General features: G+C 41.3%; 17 protein-coding genes. 11 read left to right on the top strand and 6 right to left on the bottom strand.

The window, feature by feature from the left end; genetic code table 11:
- Positions 1-21 precede the first annotated feature (21 nt).
- Together EJP82_RS02525 and EJP82_RS02520 are read left to right on the top strand one after the other, a co-directional pair.
- Complete coding sequence (locus EJP82_RS02525) at positions 22-207, top strand: hypothetical protein (protein ID WP_127190458.1); 186 nt, start codon at positions 22-24, stop codon at positions 205-207.
- A 252-nt stretch (positions 208-459) separates the two neighbouring features.
- Complete coding sequence (locus EJP82_RS02520; RefSeq protein ID WP_127190457.1) at positions 460-879, top strand: DUF2500 domain-containing protein; 420 nt, start codon at positions 460-462, stop codon at positions 877-879.
- A 98-nt stretch (positions 880-977) separates the two neighbouring features.
- Here EJP82_RS02520 and EJP82_RS02515 read toward each other — a convergent pair whose 3' ends face one another.
- Complete coding sequence (locus EJP82_RS02515; protein ID WP_211350030.1) at positions 978-2,303, bottom strand: FAD-dependent oxidoreductase; 1,326 nt, start codon at positions 2,301-2,303, stop codon at positions 978-980.
- A 242-nt stretch (positions 2,304-2,545) separates the two neighbouring features.
- Here EJP82_RS02515 and EJP82_RS02510 point away from each other — a divergent pair, with 242 nt between their 5' ends.
- The 5 genes from EJP82_RS02510 to EJP82_RS02490 all read left to right on the top strand — a co-directional run bounded on the left by EJP82_RS02510 (position 2,546) and on the right by EJP82_RS02490 (position 7,033).
- Entirely contained in the window at positions 2,546-2,968 is a 423-nt protein-coding gene (locus EJP82_RS02510) for a cell wall hydrolase (protein ID WP_127190455.1), read from the top strand.
- Positions 2,969-3,015: 47 nt separating this feature from the next.
- Complete coding sequence (gene gerQ / locus EJP82_RS02505; protein ID WP_127190454.1) at positions 3,016-3,486, top strand: spore coat protein GerQ; 471 nt, start codon at positions 3,016-3,018, stop codon at positions 3,484-3,486.
- A gap of 947 nt (positions 3,487-4,433) precedes the next feature.
- Positions 4,434-5,075 carry a hypothetical protein gene (locus tag EJP82_RS02500; protein WP_127190453.1) on the top strand — a complete coding sequence of 214 codons (642 nt, stop codon included), beginning with the start codon at positions 4,434-4,436 and terminating at the stop codon, positions 5,073-5,075.
- A gap of 79 nt (positions 5,076-5,154) precedes the next feature.
- Positions 5,155-5,694 carry a sigma-70 family RNA polymerase sigma factor gene (locus EJP82_RS02495; RefSeq protein WP_127190452.1) on the top strand — a complete coding sequence of 180 codons (540 nt, stop codon included), beginning with the start codon at positions 5,155-5,157 and terminating at the stop codon, positions 5,692-5,694.
- Positions 5,687-7,033 carry a DUF4179 domain-containing protein gene (locus EJP82_RS02490; RefSeq protein ID WP_127190451.1) on the top strand — a complete coding sequence of 449 codons (1,347 nt, stop codon included), beginning with the start codon at positions 5,687-5,689 and terminating at the stop codon, positions 7,031-7,033. The genes EJP82_RS02495 and EJP82_RS02490 overlap by 8 nt, the downstream gene beginning before the upstream one ends.
- Positions 7,034-7,086: 53 nt before the next feature.
- Here EJP82_RS02490 and EJP82_RS02485 read toward each other — a convergent pair whose 3' ends face one another.
- The 3 genes from EJP82_RS02485 to EJP82_RS02475 are packed head-to-tail and all read right to left on the bottom strand — an operon-like array spanning position 7,087 to position 8,970.
- A complete protein-coding gene (locus tag EJP82_RS02485) occupies positions 7,087-7,734 on the bottom strand; it encodes an ABC-2 transporter permease (protein WP_127190450.1) in 648 nt (215 codons plus the stop codon).
- On the bottom strand, positions 7,724-8,590 hold the full coding sequence (locus EJP82_RS02480; protein ID WP_127190755.1) for an ABC transporter ATP-binding protein: 867 nt from the start codon (positions 8,588-8,590) through the stop codon (positions 7,724-7,726). Before EJP82_RS02480 ends, EJP82_RS02485 begins: the two co-directional genes overlap by 11 nt.
- Positions 8,590-8,970: a GntR family transcriptional regulator gene (locus tag EJP82_RS02475; protein WP_127190449.1), complete on the bottom strand. Its 381-nt coding sequence runs from the start codon at positions 8,968-8,970 to the stop codon at positions 8,590-8,592. Before EJP82_RS02475 ends, EJP82_RS02480 begins: the two co-directional genes overlap by 1 nt.
- Before the next feature lie 339 nt (positions 8,971-9,309).
- Here EJP82_RS02475 and EJP82_RS02470 point away from each other — a divergent pair, with 339 nt between their 5' ends.
- On the top strand, positions 9,310-10,629 hold the full coding sequence (locus EJP82_RS02470; RefSeq protein ID WP_127190448.1) for a hemolysin family protein: 1,320 nt from the start codon (positions 9,310-9,312) through the stop codon (positions 10,627-10,629).
- Between the two features lie 61 nt (positions 10,630-10,690).
- On the opposite strand, the gene EJP82_RS02465 is transcribed toward EJP82_RS02470, so the two are convergent.
- Positions 10,691-11,512, bottom strand: coding sequence for a DUF4367 domain-containing protein (locus EJP82_RS02465; protein WP_170220113.1), 822 nt, complete (start codon positions 11,510-11,512; stop codon positions 10,691-10,693).
- Positions 11,475-12,080: an RNA polymerase sigma factor gene (locus EJP82_RS02460; RefSeq protein ID WP_127190446.1), complete on the bottom strand. Its 606-nt coding sequence runs from the start codon at positions 12,078-12,080 to the stop codon at positions 11,475-11,477. The genes EJP82_RS02465 and EJP82_RS02460 overlap by 38 nt, the downstream gene beginning before the upstream one ends.
- Before the next feature lie 236 nt (positions 12,081-12,316).
- On the opposite strand from EJP82_RS02460, the gene EJP82_RS02455 reads away from it, so the two are divergent.
- The 3 genes from EJP82_RS02455 to EJP82_RS02445 all read left to right on the top strand — a co-directional run bounded on the left by EJP82_RS02455 (position 12,317) and on the right by EJP82_RS02445 (position 16,154).
- Positions 12,317-13,510 (top strand): MFS transporter, encoded by a 1,194-nt coding sequence (locus EJP82_RS02455; RefSeq protein WP_127190445.1) that lies wholly within the window; start codon positions 12,317-12,319, stop codon positions 13,508-13,510.
- 548 nt (positions 13,511-14,058) lie between these two features.
- Positions 14,059-14,502 carry a MarR family winged helix-turn-helix transcriptional regulator gene (locus EJP82_RS02450; RefSeq protein WP_127190444.1) on the top strand — a complete coding sequence of 148 codons (444 nt, stop codon included), beginning with the start codon at positions 14,059-14,061 and terminating at the stop codon, positions 14,500-14,502.
- Between the two features lie 23 nt (positions 14,503-14,525).
- Positions 14,526-16,154, top strand: coding sequence for an MDR family MFS transporter (locus EJP82_RS02445; protein WP_127190443.1), 1,629 nt, complete (start codon positions 14,526-14,528; stop codon positions 16,152-16,154).
- Positions 16,155-16,218 lie beyond the last annotated feature (64 nt).

Raw genomic sequence — 16,218 nt, 5'->3', positions numbered from 1 at the left:
ATAAACTTAGGAGTGATTGAGATGAAAACAACAAACCAAGAGACTATTACCCGTAACTTACTCCAATTCTGCTACACTTGTGAAGATGCTCATTTATGTACAACTGAAGAAATTTGCAAAGCTTGTTGGACAGAGAATGGACTTTACGAAGAAAAAGCGGATGGCGCAGAAGAAACTCAACAATTGCTTCAATTCTATTATGCTTAATTCAATATCCTTTATACCTTCTCCATAACCTTCGGTTCTGTCCTCAGAAACCGAAGGTTATTTATTTGCGTCTGAGTGGAATTTTCGCTTCGAACTTCATAATCCTTACGTCACGGCAAAAAAAGGACAAGGTTAGCATATTTTACTCCTCTGTGGAATAACAAGTTTCTAATTGGACGGCATATACATAAGAAGAAGGAAGTAAGGCTTGTTTGAGGTTACCAAATGATCACGGAAATAGGGGGGAGTAGAATGCAGTCGTGGGGCGAAATGTTCGGAGTTATGAATATGGCTTTACCCATCTTTATTGTTGTCATATTGGCGATAATTTCCGTTTCAGTAGCAAGTGGTATGAAGCGTTATCTGTCAAATAACAGACAACCGGAGCTAGCCGTTCATTCAATAATCGTGGGCAAACGAACGGAAGTAACCCATCGCTACAGTACAGAAACATCAGTGAACCGCACAGATAGTAAATACTACCTCACATTTGAAGTGGATAGTGGTGATCGTTTGGAGTTTACCGTAAGTGGTCAGGAGTTTGGACAGAGTGCAGAAGGAGACGAGGGACAACTGACATTCAAGGGCAGTCGTTATCTTGGGTTTGATAGACAAGGAAGAATCTATAGACCGGAACAACTGGATTACCGAGAATATCGTAGATCTTTATAGCACGATGCAATTTATATTAAAATAAAGAGCTGTCCTCTTCACAGGGCAGCTCTTTCGTATATGTTCGAGTATGAATGAATAAGAATGAGTCCGTCCGTTTAGTAAGCCACTGACTTGATGTCTGCAAGTTCCTTCAATAGAAGTCCTGCAACGTTACGTCCACTGGAGAATGCCCGCTCCGCTAATTCGCCTTTGCCTTCGCAGCCATCACCACAGAAGAGAAAAGGGACCTCAGCAATTTGGCTGGGTACAAGCCTATTCTCGTGTATATTCTTTACGCTAGACACCATCGCTTTTTTAGATACCCGTTTGACTTCCACAAATTCACGCCAATCCGGATAGTATTGATCGAATAGTGCTTCCATCTTCTGTGTTTTACCTTCCAGGTACTCTTTCCTTTGTTCATCATCCATACAATCATCGTTTAAATAGGCGATACCTTGCAGAAGTTGACCGGTTGGTGGAGCTACGGTGTGATCCGTTGCTGACACATCGCTGATGAATATTTTGTTATCCATATCACTAATGTAGTGAAAAGGTCGGGAGACTACTTTAGAGAAACCGACATCGTACACCATCACCTCAGTTGAGGTATTGTTTCTGTATGGCTCAAAGAACGGTAACCACGATGAACCTTCAAGTAACTTAATAACCTGTTGAGAAGGCATTGCGAAAATGACCTGATCAAATACTAGTCCTTGACGTGTCTTCGTATTAAGTAAGTACTTGCCATTCTCCTGCGTTATGGATTCGACTCCTTCTTTCAATGCGATATCCCAGTGCTCATTATGGTTGATCTTTTCAATAAGCTGATCCGTAATTGTAGCCCAACTTCCGAGAATATAATTTACCGGTTTATGCGAGAGAAAGAGGTTGTGGTAATACTCGGCGATCACCTCACCAGATACCTTTCTGGCATCTTTGGGTGCAATGAAGAAGTTAGAGCTGACTAAATGCTCCCATAATTCCTTTACATCCGCAGAGGCATGGGAGTGATCTAAGTATTCACCAAGTGTTTTATAATTTTTCAATTGATGAATGTTAGCAACAACGGCGGCAATTTCTGCTACAAATCTTATCTTCTCAAAAGGTTTCAATACATTGGTCTTCAAGATGTTAACAAAATCAAGAGGGGCGGGGGTTAGATGTCCATGCTTTGCATACACCACTTTACGCTTGTCTACCTGTTTGCTCTGGAATTGAAGTTTCAATTCCTGCTCCATATGCTGTAGCGTATGTCTGTCAATTCCATAAACCGCATGGGCTCCATAATTGAGCGTGAACCCCGATTTCTGGTACGTAAATGCACGGCCGCCTAGCTGCGGACTACGTTCAAACACTGTGCCTTCCGTTCCAAAGTTGTCGGATAAATATGCAGCAGCTGTCAAACCAGCAAGGCCACCACCAATAATTGCAATCTTCATACGTCGTACCTCCCAATAGTATTGTGAAGCGCAGCCTAAAGCGCTCCTCGCAACAGTGTGGCTCTGGGTGTGGTTCCTGGCCCAAAGCATGGATTCACTATCAGTATATGCTATTCATGTAAGCGCGTCCATAGAAACAGACACAAAATGTTCAATATTGTAAACGTATTCAGTACAGTCACCGATATAGGCATACGCACATAGAATAGAGCGTTGAGATAAGAATGAAGGAGGTACTCTTCTTGGCTGTTATAAAAGCAAACTCCGAGCAGGTCAAAATGTTAGCTCGACTGATGCGTGCAGAGGCGGAAGGAGAAGGAGAGCTAGGGATGTTAATGGTCGGGAATGTTGGGGTCAATCGAATTCTGGGCAATTGCCTTGATTTCAGAAATATCAGAAGTATCCCGGATATGGTGTTTCAAAGTCCAGGAGGATTTGAAGCTACTCAAAAGGGTTATTTCTACCAAGCTGCCCGTGATTCTGACATTCGGCTAGCCCAGCGAGTCATTAATGGAGAACGATCACATCCAGCTAGCAATTCACTCTGGTTCTTTAGACCAGAAGGAGATTGCCCGGCTACCTGGTATAACCAGCAGAATACCGGACGATTTAAAGCTCATTGCTTCTTTGCCCCTACGCAAGGTGATTGTCCCGCAGTTTATTAATTATTTTATTTTAACAATAAACATGTAAAATCGAGGAGGAATAATGAATGTTTAATCAACAATACAGCCCGGTGCAGTACAGAATTGGAAACAACCCGTACATGAATCAAGGTGGACAAATGAATCAAGGGGGGCAAATGGGTCATATGGGTCATATGGGCCAAATGGGTCAGATGACCACTATGCCACCGCAAGTTCCAAGCGGAAGCCCTATGACACCTTCTGGTCAAGTGACTCCGGTACAATTACCTGTTTTTGAGCAATCTTATATTGAGAATATTTTACGCCTGAACTTAGGCAAAGTTGGAACCTTTTATATGACTTACGAGAATAACTCCCAGTGGAATGCTAAAATTTTCAAAGGTGTACTGGAGGCAGCTGGCCGCGACCATATCATCATTAGTGATCCGAAAACTGGAGTAAGAACGATTCTGCTTATGATCAATCTGGATTATGCTACATTTGATGAACCACTAGTGTATGAATATCCTGGTACGATTGGTAACCCTGTAAGATAACTTCATAAAAAATAAGCCTCCTTGGCAGCAAGGGGGCTCTAAAATAGCCAATACACTTTTGTGTGGGATAACGCTACGATAACGGATTATCCTTACGGACGCTTGTGCTTCTCCAGGACAATTCCGTTACCTTCGTTACTTCGAACATTTCCTTGTCTTTTACAGGATCAACCCCATAATCACCGGCTGATGTATACAGACATCAATCTAAGGGAACTAGCAGCCCTTATTCTGAGTTTTGAAGCTCAAAAAAATTTCTAACGGAATTGAGAGATTTTATTTATTCCAAATGATGCTTTAATGCATGAATAAGGTGAAATAACGTCTGCTGGTTCCGTTAGAATCCAGAATAGTGGAATAAACCGTAAATTAGATTGCTGAGTTCCGTTACATCGACTTGCAATCAACTTCGATTGTTGGTCAAGCGCTAGTTTTGGTTTTGTACCCTTTTACAAGTGTGGCTTTGTCTAGAGGCATTCTTTTCGCAATCTATTCGTGCGAAAGAGGCCTCTTTTTCGTATAATAAAGGTATCAAATTCAGTCAAAACGGGGATTCGAAAGCATATCACATCAATGAAGAAATGCAAGATCACTTTAATTCGAAATTTGAAGAACCTACTGAAGATGAGGTTTGTACATGGGTTTGGATTTTCATACCTTCTTTACTTCCTTAATACAATAATCCTTGGACTATTCAGTCAAAAATATAAACACGTCAGTAAAAAGTTAATAACATCAAATAGCTTTAGGATTCTTTTTTTGGTGTCAGTTTATGTTGTGTGTATTCCTTTTATCAAAGGGGAAAACCCATTCTAAATTGGAAGTTCACTACCCTAGGCTGTCGGATAACCGGTAGTCCTTTTTTATGTAAACGGGCGGCCCAGTGGAAAGATGATTGTGCAGGAAATGGAATAATGAGGTAAAGTTGTATTAGAGGGGGCTTCATATTGAAAAGATATCGCTTCATCACGTTATTAATGGTTATTATGTTTACATTTCTGATGGTTATCGGTTGTAGCAAGGCAGATGAACCTAGTGGTAATGAGAAGATCGCTTACATCTCGGCAAAAGAAAATTCACAATACGAAAAGACCTTCAAAGATTTAAACCTCGGTGTTCTATACGATTATCACTTGAAATTGCCGCAAGCTGATAAATCTTGGGTGAAGATTTGGGTCGAGAGCTATAAGAATGGAGAGAAGATGGATCCTTTCCACGTAGAAGAACTTTCATATGGCAATAATCCTGCTCCGAGTGTCGAGGGGCCTATGGGCTTTGGAATCATTAATACAAATGCAGAAAAACCTTTATTTTTCTTATACAGTTCGGATGCCTCAATTCCACCACATGAAATAGAGAATGTCTTAAATCAAGAGGGTGTACGGGGAAGCCTTTGGGATTATGCCATTGGAAAAGAAGAAGTTGCTCTAGAATCTGGAGAAACGCTAGTCTTAGGGGTTTACCGCCAATTTAAAGAATCATTTCGACCTTATGACTACCAAGATAACGATCAAATAACCCAAATGATTAACGAGGATATGACGGTGCTGTTACTTAAAATTAGAGTCGAGTTAAGTAGCCAACCCTAACATTTCATAATTTAGGAAAACCGTTTGGCGGTCTGCCGAGTCTAATAATATAGAAGCATAGCGGCAGGAGAGGAAATACATGAATAACGATTTGCTGGCACTTGCAGCTAAACGTGGCGATGATGCTGCTTTCTACAGCCTCATTACTCAATATGAGGAGAAACTGTATCGGATCGCCTATACTTATCTGAAGAATGAGACCGATGCGCTGGAAGCTGTACAGGAAGTAACATGTCGTGCGTATATGCAGATACGTAAATTGAAAGAGCCTAATTATTTCGGGAGTTGGCTGATTCGTATTCTGATGAATTACTGTGCCGATGAACTCAAGAAGCGGGAGCGTAGACAGGGAGGACGACAGCCCTCATCTACCTCCATAGAGCCCCATTTGGGAAGCGGTGAAACTGCACTGCTTGAGAAAATGCTACTCGAATCGGCGGTTGAACAGTTGGATGCCAACTATCAGAAAGTCATTCAACTGAAATATTATCACGATCTGACCATTACGGAGATTGCAAGAACACTGGAGAAACCGGAAGGAACAATTAAAACTTGGTTACATAAAGCCCTTGGTGGACTACGCAAACGACTGGAGAAGGACGGTGAACCTTATGCATGAGAATCACGAAGATAACGAGCAGGAGTGGCCAGAACTTACGGCGATGAAAGGGCATGTGGATGAGATTACCATCCCATCCGAAGTGAAGCTGGCGGTAGCTAACGGCATGTCGCTCGGTAGGAAACGCAAAAGACGGCGGATGATGGCGCGAATTACTACCTTCAGTGCGTGCCTACTGGTTCTGGCATCTGTAGCTTCGGTCCGTTTCTCTCCCGTTGTGGCGGCTTATGTCGGTGACATACCCGGACTCCGGTCGCTTGTTCAGCTTATCAATTCCGATAAGGGTCTCACACTCGCCTTGGAAAATAATTATATGCAGCCGGTTGGCCTATCGGATGAGCATGACGGTATCAAACTCACGGTAGATGGATTTCTAGCCGATGAATCTCGGGTTATCGTATTCTACACTTTGTACAACATGGACGGGCGAAAGCAGGCCGTAAATCTGCAAGAAGTGAAATTGATGAATAACGAAGAAACATCTGTCGCATTCGGTTCGTCGTATTTCAATGAAGATTGGGAGAGCAAACAAGGAACGATCGACTTTAATATACATGAAGGAGCAGATATCCCTGACACCCTGGATCTGGAACTTAAGGTCGGCAAGGATAGAGAGACAGCGGGGAATGGTCCAGTCTGGAAGTATGTAATCCCTGTTGATAAGAGCAAATTTGAGGGATTGAAGGAAACGTATGATATCAATGAAACGGTGAGCATTGAAGGACAGTGCATAACTTTTGGGACAATGACCGTCTACCCGACTCGGATCGGGCTAGAGGTAACTTACGACCCATCCAACACGAAGGAGCTATTTGCCTTTGATGATATTCGGATTGAAGATGAGCAAGGCGAAACGTTTGGTACGATCAATAACGGCATATCCGCTACGTTAATTGATGAGAATAGACAGGTACTCTATTTCCAGAGTAACTATTTCCGACAACCAAACCAGCTATATTTACGAGCTAATAGTATCCGTGCTCTCGATAAGAGCAAGCTTGAGGTACTAGTTGATCTCGATCGTAAGGAACTGCTCTCTCAGCCAGATGATCGGCTCACATTTGATCAAGCCGGCATCACTCAGAAAGACGGACATAACACGCTTACCTTCCATCTAAAGAATGACGATCCACTTGATGAGAATCGAACGTACAGCTTATTCGAGAACAGTTACAGTGATGCGACGGGACAATTATACGATTCGAACGGAAGTGGAGGTACTTCCGACGGAAATGTGTACCAGTATATCAAGAAAGCAGACTATCAAAGTCCGTTAAAGCTCACGATCTCCGATTACCCGTCCCGGATTCACGGTGACATTAATTTAAGAATCAAATAACGGTATGCGAAAGGGCTAATCCTGTGAAGGACCAGCCCTTTTTTTGATTTCACTTATAGATTCTTTTTCGCATAGATTTGTTTAGATAGTAGCATGGATATAAAGGTAATCAAAAGTGATATCAAGTAAAGAAGACATACTTGGATAATATGGGGAAGAGGAAGCATGATACTCATCTCCAGATTATGTGATTGAAGCCACTGAACGATAGTAGGGAATATAAATGGCGTCAGAAATACAACAAAAAAGAAAAACATCTTCGTTTTTTCATAGCCGAACTTAAATTGAACAGGTATTAGAACACCGAAGAAGAAGCTGAGTGTCAGAAGCGATATCCCGACATTCGTAATATTCAATCTCTCTAGGCCTAGCGGTGTTACGGATGCTGTAAGCGTATATGTAATAAGGCTGATGATAAATATAACCAGGACAAAGAGATATTTGGCTCTGACTACAGCATCCCGCGTGTACGGGGTAGTACAAAGTAATGCGGAACCTTTATATTTGTCTTCTGCCATGGACACGGAATTGAAGATAATGTATTCCAAGAATAGAACAGTGATCAGGAAGCCAATAAAGCTTCCATTTAGAAATTTTAATTCTGAAGAGATAAATATAGGTCCAACAATGGCGAAAATGAACATAAGGAGTAGATATTTTTTTACAATGAGTAAATCTTTTCGCACAAGACTAATTAACATGTTGGTGACCCCCTATATGTGCCAGCATAATCTGTTCTATGGTTGGCTTTTCTATGACTACATCCTTCATATGTTGACGCACAATGTGGATGTCGTGAGTAATACCTTCAAATCCGTATGTAGTTTCACGTAGGGTTAAGAATAATTTCCGCGTTTGTTCATTTAATAACCTAGTATCGCCCTTCACTATGGCATGCGTTTCTAGCAACTGATCTTTCTCCTCGTTAAATAGAATGTTCCCTTTATCAATTAAAATAAGCATATCCGCTATTCTATCCAAGTCAGAAGTGATATGAGTCGAGAAGAATACACTTTTGCCTTCTTCTTTCATGAAGTCTAGTAGTATATCCATTAGTTCACTTCGCACCAAGGGATCAAGCCCACTAGTTGGCTCGTCCATAATTAATAGATCCGCATGATGAGATAATGCTAATGCTATAGCGTACTTCATCCGCATTCCTTTAGATAAAGTAGATATCTTCTGGTTAACTTGTAATTTGAACTTATTCATATAGCTCTGGAAAATAGCATCGTCCCAATTCGTATAGGCAGGGGCAATAACACTCTTCATTTCTTTTAGCGTCATCTCCTCATAGAAATAACCATCATCTAGGACCACGCCGATCCGGTTCTTTAGTTCTCGTTCATGATCAGCCAGCTCTTTACCAAGGAATGTAATGCTGCCTGTATCTTTAAGAATGAGCCCAAGGATTGTTTTGATCGTTGTTGTCTTCCCCGAGCCATTAATACCGATGAAACCAGTAATACAACCCTCTTTGAGTGAGAAATTCACATGATTCAAATTAAAATTTGCAAAAGACTTACTAAGATCACTTACTTCTAAAATGGTATCCATCATTCATTCTCCTCTTCGAAAAGTAGGTCCATCATGGAATAGAGTTCTTCTTTATTAATTCCTAAAGTTCGAGCCATTGTCCAGGCTTCTACTAGCTTGGATTCCACCATAAGTCGTTTGGATTCAGCTAGTAGCTCTAAGTTTTCTGAGGCTACATAAGTACCTTTTCCAACTTTGGTAACGATATAGCCTTCGGTTTCAAGCTCTGCGTAGACTCTCTTAGTCGTAAGTACGCTCACATGCAAATCCGTCGCTAAGGACCGGATAGAGGGGAGTAATTCTCCTTCTTGTAGTTCATTGCTTAGGATTGCATCCTTGATTTGATCTTTGATTTGTTGATATAAAGGTTGATCTGATGCATTTTTAATTATTATTTTCATCGAATACCTCCAGCGACAATAAGCACTAATCCAACTGTGTATTAACTACATGCACACCATACACACTAACACTATAATCCAATATTTTATAAATTTCAAGGGGAAGAATAATATTAAACGGCTAACAGTCCCCTAAAATTAAAAAGGCTGTCACGCCCGTACCTGAGTCATACGGAAGGGTTTGACTGTGTAGTGTATAATATAATATATAATGCGAGGAGATGAATCCATTGGGAAATTGACGATATATAAGAATAACCAACAACCATATCTTTATCATTACAAACCACGAAGGAGGTGCACCTATTCTCTGCAATTTAGGCGGGAATAGGAAATGTATTGAGTGACCCTTTGCCGAGTCTTTTTCAATTAGGATTGATGGTGTTACTGGTTCTACTTAACGGATTTTTTGTATCGGCTGAGTTTGCAATTGTCAAAATCAAGAGTGGCCGTATCGATAATCTGGCTGAAGAAGGACGTAAAAGTGCTATCATTGTCCAAAGTTTACTGAACAATCTTGACGGATATTTATCAGCTTGCCAAGTAGGTATTACACTGTGTTCGCTTGGACTTGGTTGGCTAGGAGAGCCTGTAGTAGCAACGATGCTCTACCCGCTATTCGAAATGCTTGGTTTTAGCGAGAAACCGCTACACATTGTCTCGCTCGCCGTTGCTTTTATGCTAATTGCGTTATTGCATATCGTGCTTGGTGAATTGGCACCTAAGACTATTGCTGTTCGAAAGGCCGAGACGATCACGTTATTGTTGGCTAGGCCGATGAAGTTGTTCTATCTACTGATGTATCCGTTCATCTGGGTACTTAATGTTCTATCTTCAGCTTTACTTAAACTGTTTGGGATCAAACGGGATTCGGGGCTAGATTCCTTGCATACGGAAGAGGAAATCCGAATCATGATGAAAGAGAGCAGTGAGAGCGGGCTGATCGACAGCGCAGAAATGTCGTTAGTCGATAACATATTTGAATTTGGGGATACCACCGCTCGGGAGATTATGATCCCTCGGACGGAAATGATTTGTTTATACACCCGACATTCATTAGATGAAAACTTGGAAATTGCTCTGGAAGGAACTCGAACGCGTTATCCAGTGTGCAATCACGATAAAGATCATATTATAGGTTTTCTTCATATTAAAGATTTGATCCGTTCGAATACTTCAGACTACCTAGAATTACTTCGTCCTATCATGGCTGTACCGGAATCGATTCACATCAGTGATCTGATGAAACGAATGCAGCGAGGAAGAACTCAAATCGCGATCTTGATCGATGAATACGGTGGTACCTCAGGTATGGTAACACTTGAGGACATTGTGGAAGAGATTGTAGGTGAGATTCAGGACGAATTCGATGAAGAACGACCTGGTATCGAGCAACTTGGGGAAGATTCTTATTCAATTGATGGACTTATGTTAATTGAATCAATTAATGATCGTTTTGGCTTATCATTAGACTCAGAAGATTATGATACGATTGGCGGATGGTTATATTCGCGAATTGAAATATTACCTCCACAGATCGGAGCATCCGTTCATTATGAGGGAGATCTATACGTAGTAGAAGAGACCGACAACAAGCGAATTGCTCGTGTCAAACTACTCAAACAGCATTATATTCCCATACAAGAAGCTGGTGCGTAGCACCGCTATATAATAAATAACGGGTGTCCCAATTAATATAGGGACACCCGTTATTTGATATTTATTTAAAGTTGTTAGCGATTTGCAGCAATTCTTCCTTATCGACATTCCCAAAGACTTTGACAAGTACGTTCCCTATAGTAAAGGTTAAGGAAGAAAATCTACCAGCTTCATAATAAGCGATCGTATCATTATCTAATATGAGCGTTTCTGTATGTTCATCTGTTATAGAAGTAATCGTCTCGTTCTCATGGATGAGATTAAATAACATTCTGAGCTGCTCGTCCTCAAGACTAAAATATCTTATATACAAGCTATCAGCTTGTTCTTGATTAGGTGGATCCATTAATTCCACAGTTTCCAAGCTGAATCGATCAGGGATATACGTGATCTCTGGGAGATCAAAAGGCAATACCTCTCTAGCTTCATCCATGCTTATCGAAACAGGAGTATAACTACCTGATGCAATAAGTTCAGCCTTGGGTGGACTCTCTTCCATCTCGGCTTCCGGTGGGGGTGGTGTCTTCGCCTTTGCCTCATCACCTTGACTAGTATTATTTCCGAAGACTAGTTTGTTCATTCCGTCACCCCAGTTTGTCATTTTCTGATAGATGGGGGAGACGGCTTGAGTTAATAGTGGTTGGCTGAACAGCATGCCACCTATGATCATCGAAGTAGCAGCAAGGATTGCTAAGCGAAAACGCTGATGCCGCTTCCGACGTCTCTTTTCAAGCTTAATCCGCTGTTGAACGGTTTGCCAAGATTTTTGCTTATCAGCCATGGAATATAAGGAAGATGTTTGGGTGGCTTTGTCAAAAGCCTCCTCAAAGAGTTCTTCATATTCTTCAGGATAATCGGGATTCCACGGATCGGATGGTTTCATGATCATTACCCCACTCTCTGAACAGCATCTTTTTGATTCCTTCACGCGTACGATAAAGCCGTTGTCTAACAACATCTTCGCAAATATTGAGCTGCTCGGCTATTTCCTTATAGCTCATCCCCTGTTTCCACCGGTATTCCATCAGTAGTCTATATTCGGGCTTTAACTTATGTAGATATTTCATAATGGATTCTTCCATCATTTTGATTTCTATAGTTCGCTCAACTGAAGGTTCATTAGAGACTAGAGGCTCTATATCCATATAGACACTTTCAATGTCAACATGGTTACGAAATTTTTTGTTTTTTCGCAAAAAATTTATTGTAGAATTTCTAGCCACTACTTTCATCCAAGCTCGCATGATAGTTTCCTTATCAAATGTCGGCATTTTGTGGATTACCTTGAGGAAGGATTCCTGAATGATATCCTCCGTTATTTGATGGTCTTTGACGATATAGTGGATCGTCCCATATACAAAATCATAATAGGCATAATAAACTTCTTCCTGAACATGATCGGTCAGGTCGTGAAAGTTTGTTGTTAGTAGCCATTCCAACCGTTCCGGCATGGTAGTCTCCTCTCTATCTATAGCGACAAGTATTTTGATTCTCTCTTATTCATCTTACCTCATTTGAATACCTAAAGGTAGGTTTTCCCATGTGATTAGACCTTAATATTAGAAATAGTAGGAGAGGGTGACGCATCGATCACTTTCATCTACAATAGAGAGGTTGGTCATCGATTACATAGAATAATGATGCTCCGGTTACATAAGGACCACTTTGCATCGTGGAAGGAGTACAAATGAAGACTTTAGTATGGATGGGCAGTTGGTCATATTTACTGATCGGTCTCGCCCATGTAGTCGTCGGTTCGTTGATGCCGGACCTACTTCAGTATTACGGAAAGGATTATAGCGCAGGAGGTAGCTTGATCTTTGCCCAATTCTCAGGATTCCTTATAGGTGTCTCTCTATCACCATTCATTCTTTCGAAGTTTGGTAAAAGAACGGGATTGATCATTGCAATTGGCTTGTTGTGTTTAGCAGAGTTATGTTACACCATGCTCCCACCTTGGGAATGGATGTATGTCGTTGGTTCACTAGCAGGTTTTGGATTCGGTATGATAGAAGCGGTAATCGGGACACTAATTATAGTAGCAATAACGGAGGGAACAGCCATCGCCATGAGTCGGTTGGAAGTTTTCTTTGGGATTGGAGCTTTAGTCATGCCACTATTAGCGGGTGTTCTTATTCAGGCCGAATTGTGGAGATATTCGTTCTTATTCGTCTCTTTAATGGCATTGGTCATGTTCATCGTCTGGTATAAGAAGAACTTTGGAGAACTGAACAAGCTACTAGACACTAAGGAAGAAACAAAGAAAGAGAAGAAGAGCTTTTTCTCTCAATATCGAGGTGTCCGAGGACTACTCTTAATCGTGTTTATCGTTTTCTTCTTTCTTTATGTAGGGATGGAGATGAGTTTTGTTAATTTTCTTCCGTCACTACTGATTGAGAAACTAGGTACTGATAAATCAACAGCAGCCTTCAGCGTAACCCTGTTCTGGATCGCGATGACTGTGGGGCGCTTCTTCTGTGGTTTCATAGCCGAGAAAATCTCTTATAGTCGATATGTCGTGTGGAGCTGTGCAATTAGTTTGGCGCTGTTTGCCCTATTCTCCATAGCAGAAGGACTAACTATGATGACAGTCCTGATTATGCTGATAGGACTATTTCTCTCCGGTTTGTTCTCTATTGCGCTCGTCTTTGCAAACAAACTGTTGCCTGGAGCAGAGGGGTCTACGCCAAGTATGTTGATCGCAGCCGGTGGAGTAGGAGGTGCAATACTGCCACTACTCATGGGTAAAGGAATGGATTTTGGTGGTGCTCAATTTTCATCTTGGATGCTTGCCACATTTATCGCTGCACTGACATTGCTTGGTATTGCAGCTATGATTATTCAGCGAACTCAGGTTCAAGTAATTTCAAATGAAAACTAATACAAGTACCGACCGATTAGTGCTTGATGGATTCATTCATCAATGAGATCAATGACGTTAATCTAAGGGAACCAGTAGCCCTTATTTTGAGTTGTGAGTGTCAAGAAGAATTTTAACGGAACTGAACGACGTTATTTCCTCAGGATGATGCTCTAATGCATCAATAATCATAAAATAACGTCTGCTGGTTCCGTTACAATCCAGAATAGTGGATTAAATCGCAAATAAGATCGCTGAGTTCCGTTACAGTGGTTTGCGTGCAATCATCTTTTTGGATTTGAGCCAACAAAAAAATAGTATAAGCATACAAACAGATCTCAACTGTAGCATTACGGTTGTGATCTGTTTGTTTTCTGTAATTGGACAAGTTTTCATGATCGTTTCATTCATTTATTTCTTGACTCAAAGTTTAAATCGAGATATATTGTTATACGGTTTAATAATTAATTAATAAGTAATTAACTACTTAATTAATTTTTAGATATAATAACAAGCAATAGCGAGCGTAGTCTCCCTTAATCGGAGCTATTCTTAAGGAGGAGCTAGGTTTGAATAAGAATGAAGTATTGTTTGAAGTGTCCTCGAACTTCCGAACCTTAGTAAAAAATATCTCAAAAGAGTGGAAGAAGAGTAACGAATACAATCTTAGCTTTGCCCAATTTAAGGCACTTTACAGGCTGAATAAGAGAGGGCCTCTGAAGGTATCCCAGCTTGCGGATTCGCTTGGCATCACACCTGCAGCAACTACGGGTGTTACGGATAAGTTACTTGCAGAGGGATATGTGAAGAGAGAACGAGCAGAGAATGATCGTAGAATCGTGTTTATCACCATTACGGAGAAAGGAGAAGAAATTATTAGAAAGGTAACGGAGAGTCAGAAGGAAACGATTCACATGTTCTTCGATGTATTACCTGAAGAGGACATTGAGCATTTGAGACGAATTTTCGGCAAAATGCTTTCAAGTATAGATCATACAGATCACACAGACTAAAAGAGAGATGGAGAGAGAATTTTATGGAGCATTTATCTAAAAAGCGTAAACTTTCAATTATGATTGCCATCATGGCAGCGATGTTCTTTGCTGCCATCAATCAGACGATAACAAGCACCGCGATGCCGCGGATTATCGCAATCCTTGATGGCATGGATTACTACACATGGACGATCAATATTTATTTATTGACGTCAACCATTGCTGCCATTCTTGTCGGGAAACTTTCCGATATGTTCGGACGTAAACCTTTTATATTAATCGGGATATTATTATTTATGGTGGGTGCCTTCTTAACAGGTACTTCTTCAGACGTTTATCAATTCATATTCTATCGTGGTATTCAAGGACTTGGTGCCGGGATCATTCAATCGACTGCATTTACGGCTGTAGGGGATTTGTTCGCACCTCGTGAGCGTGGTAAATGGATGGGACTTTTGACCGCAGTATTCGGTTTCTCTAGCGTAATTGGACCAACACTTGGCGGTTACTTAGTTGACCGTGTGGATTGGCACTGGTTATTCTGGATCTTCCTACCTCTTGGTATCGTAGCTTTCATCATGATCTTGACGTTATTTCCGAAGGGAGAACGCAAACCAGGGGAAAGTATCGATTACTTAGGTTCGCTATTCCTGACAACAACTATTGTACCGTTATTGCTCGCTTTCTCATGGGCTGGTACAGAATATCCATGGGCTTCAGGACAAATTATTGGACTTCTCGCAGTAACAGTAGTTTCGCTCATTATCTTCATCTTCATTGAGTCAAAGGCAAAGAATCCAGTACTTCCATTGCACTTATTCAAGAACAGTGTCATAACTGTTTCAAATATTATCGGGTTTATTATGAACTTTGGTTTAATGGGAGCCATGATTTATATTTCATTCTTTGTACAGGGCGTACTTGGAATTTCTGCAACCCTTTCGGGTTATGTAACGATGCCGATGTCTATCGTCATGGTTATCACTAGTGCAATAACTGGGCAACTGATTGCTAAAAGCGGTAAGTACAAACGTTATGCTGTAATAGGAATGCCAATCATGATCGTAGGTATGGGGATCATGGTCGTTATGAACAGTGTTGCGGTAGCCGTTCTTAGTATGATCGTGTTCGGACTTGGTCTTGGTCTCGGGATGCCAGTATTCTCATTGGCTACGCAAAATGCAGCGGCTCACAAAGATTTGGGTGTCGCAACAGCATCCTCTCAGTTGTTCCGTAACTTGGGTGGTACAATTGGTATCGCTGTGATGGGGACGGTTATGTCTAACAGTCTTGCCAAAAATCTTACAAATGCGATGCATTCTTCAAACGCACCAGACTTCAGCACGCTGGATCCTAAGATAACAGAGCAAATACTCTCCTTCGCAAATCCACGTATGCTGATGAATAAACCATTGATCGAACAGACTCAGGCTAGTCTGCCTGCAGATGCACAACCATTATTCGCACAAATGATCGCGAACATCCGCGAAGCACTTGGTAGTACGTTATCATCTGTATTCTTAACAGGTACCATCGTAATGGTCGTAGCATTCGTGCTTGTATTCTTCCTTAAAGAGCTTCCACTTCGGACATCGAATAAAGCTCCAAGTGAAGTAGCGCCAGAAGCAACTGGAGATGTAAATCCTGCGTTTGCTACTGAAAAAGCGTAAGGCACTTTAATAATTCTTAAGAAGCCCCAGACCAGCCCCGCAGGGATTGGTTTGGGGCTTCTTG

Origin of the sequence: Paenibacillus anaericanus (assembly GCF_003994475.1) — a bacterium.
Lineage (GTDB): Bacteria > Bacillota > Bacilli > Paenibacillales > Paenibacillaceae > Fontibacillus > Fontibacillus anaericanus.
Note: the sequence above shows the minus strand (reverse complement) of the source record. Positions and strands in the feature narration are given on the sequence as shown.

What these genes read in the sequence shown, in the direction of transcription:
- EJP82_RS02525 (WP_127190458.1), top strand. Translation starts at nt 22, where the DNA reads ATGAAAACAACAAACCAAGAGACTATTACCCGTAACTTACTCCAATTC.
- EJP82_RS02520 (WP_127190457.1), top strand. Translation starts at nt 460, where the DNA reads ATGCAGTCGTGGGGCGAAATGTTCGGAGTTATGAATATGGCTTTACCC.
- EJP82_RS02515 (WP_211350030.1), bottom strand. Translation starts at nt 2,303, where the DNA reads ATGAAGATTGCAATTATTGGTGGTGGCCTTGCTGGTTTGACAGCTGCT.
- gerQ (WP_127190454.1), top strand. Translation starts at nt 3,016, where the DNA reads ATGTTTAATCAACAATACAGCCCGGTGCAGTACAGAATTGGAAACAAC.
- EJP82_RS02495 (WP_127190452.1), top strand. Translation starts at nt 5,155, where the DNA reads ATGAATAACGATTTGCTGGCACTTGCAGCTAAACGTGGCGATGATGCT.
- EJP82_RS02490 (WP_127190451.1), top strand. Translation starts at nt 5,687, where the DNA reads ATGCATGAGAATCACGAAGATAACGAGCAGGAGTGGCCAGAACTTACG.
- EJP82_RS02485 (WP_127190450.1), bottom strand. Translation starts at nt 7,734, where the DNA reads ATGTTAATTAGTCTTGTGCGAAAAGATTTACTCATTGTAAAAAAATAT.
- EJP82_RS02480 (WP_127190755.1), bottom strand. Translation starts at nt 8,590, where the DNA reads ATGGATACCATTTTAGAAGTAAGTGATCTTAGTAAGTCTTTTGCAAAT.
- EJP82_RS02475 (WP_127190449.1), bottom strand. Translation starts at nt 8,970, where the DNA reads ATGAAAATAATAATTAAAAATGCATCAGATCAACCTTTATATCAACAA.
- EJP82_RS02465 (WP_170220113.1), bottom strand. Translation starts at nt 11,512, where the DNA reads ATGAAACCATCCGATCCGTGGAATCCCGATTATCCTGAAGAATATGAA.
- EJP82_RS02460 (WP_127190446.1), bottom strand. Translation starts at nt 12,080, where the DNA reads ATGCCGGAACGGTTGGAATGGCTACTAACAACAAACTTTCACGACCTG.
- EJP82_RS02455 (WP_127190445.1), top strand. Translation starts at nt 12,317, where the DNA reads ATGAAGACTTTAGTATGGATGGGCAGTTGGTCATATTTACTGATCGGT.
- EJP82_RS02445 (WP_127190443.1), top strand. Translation starts at nt 14,526, where the DNA reads ATGGAGCATTTATCTAAAAAGCGTAAACTTTCAATTATGATTGCCATC.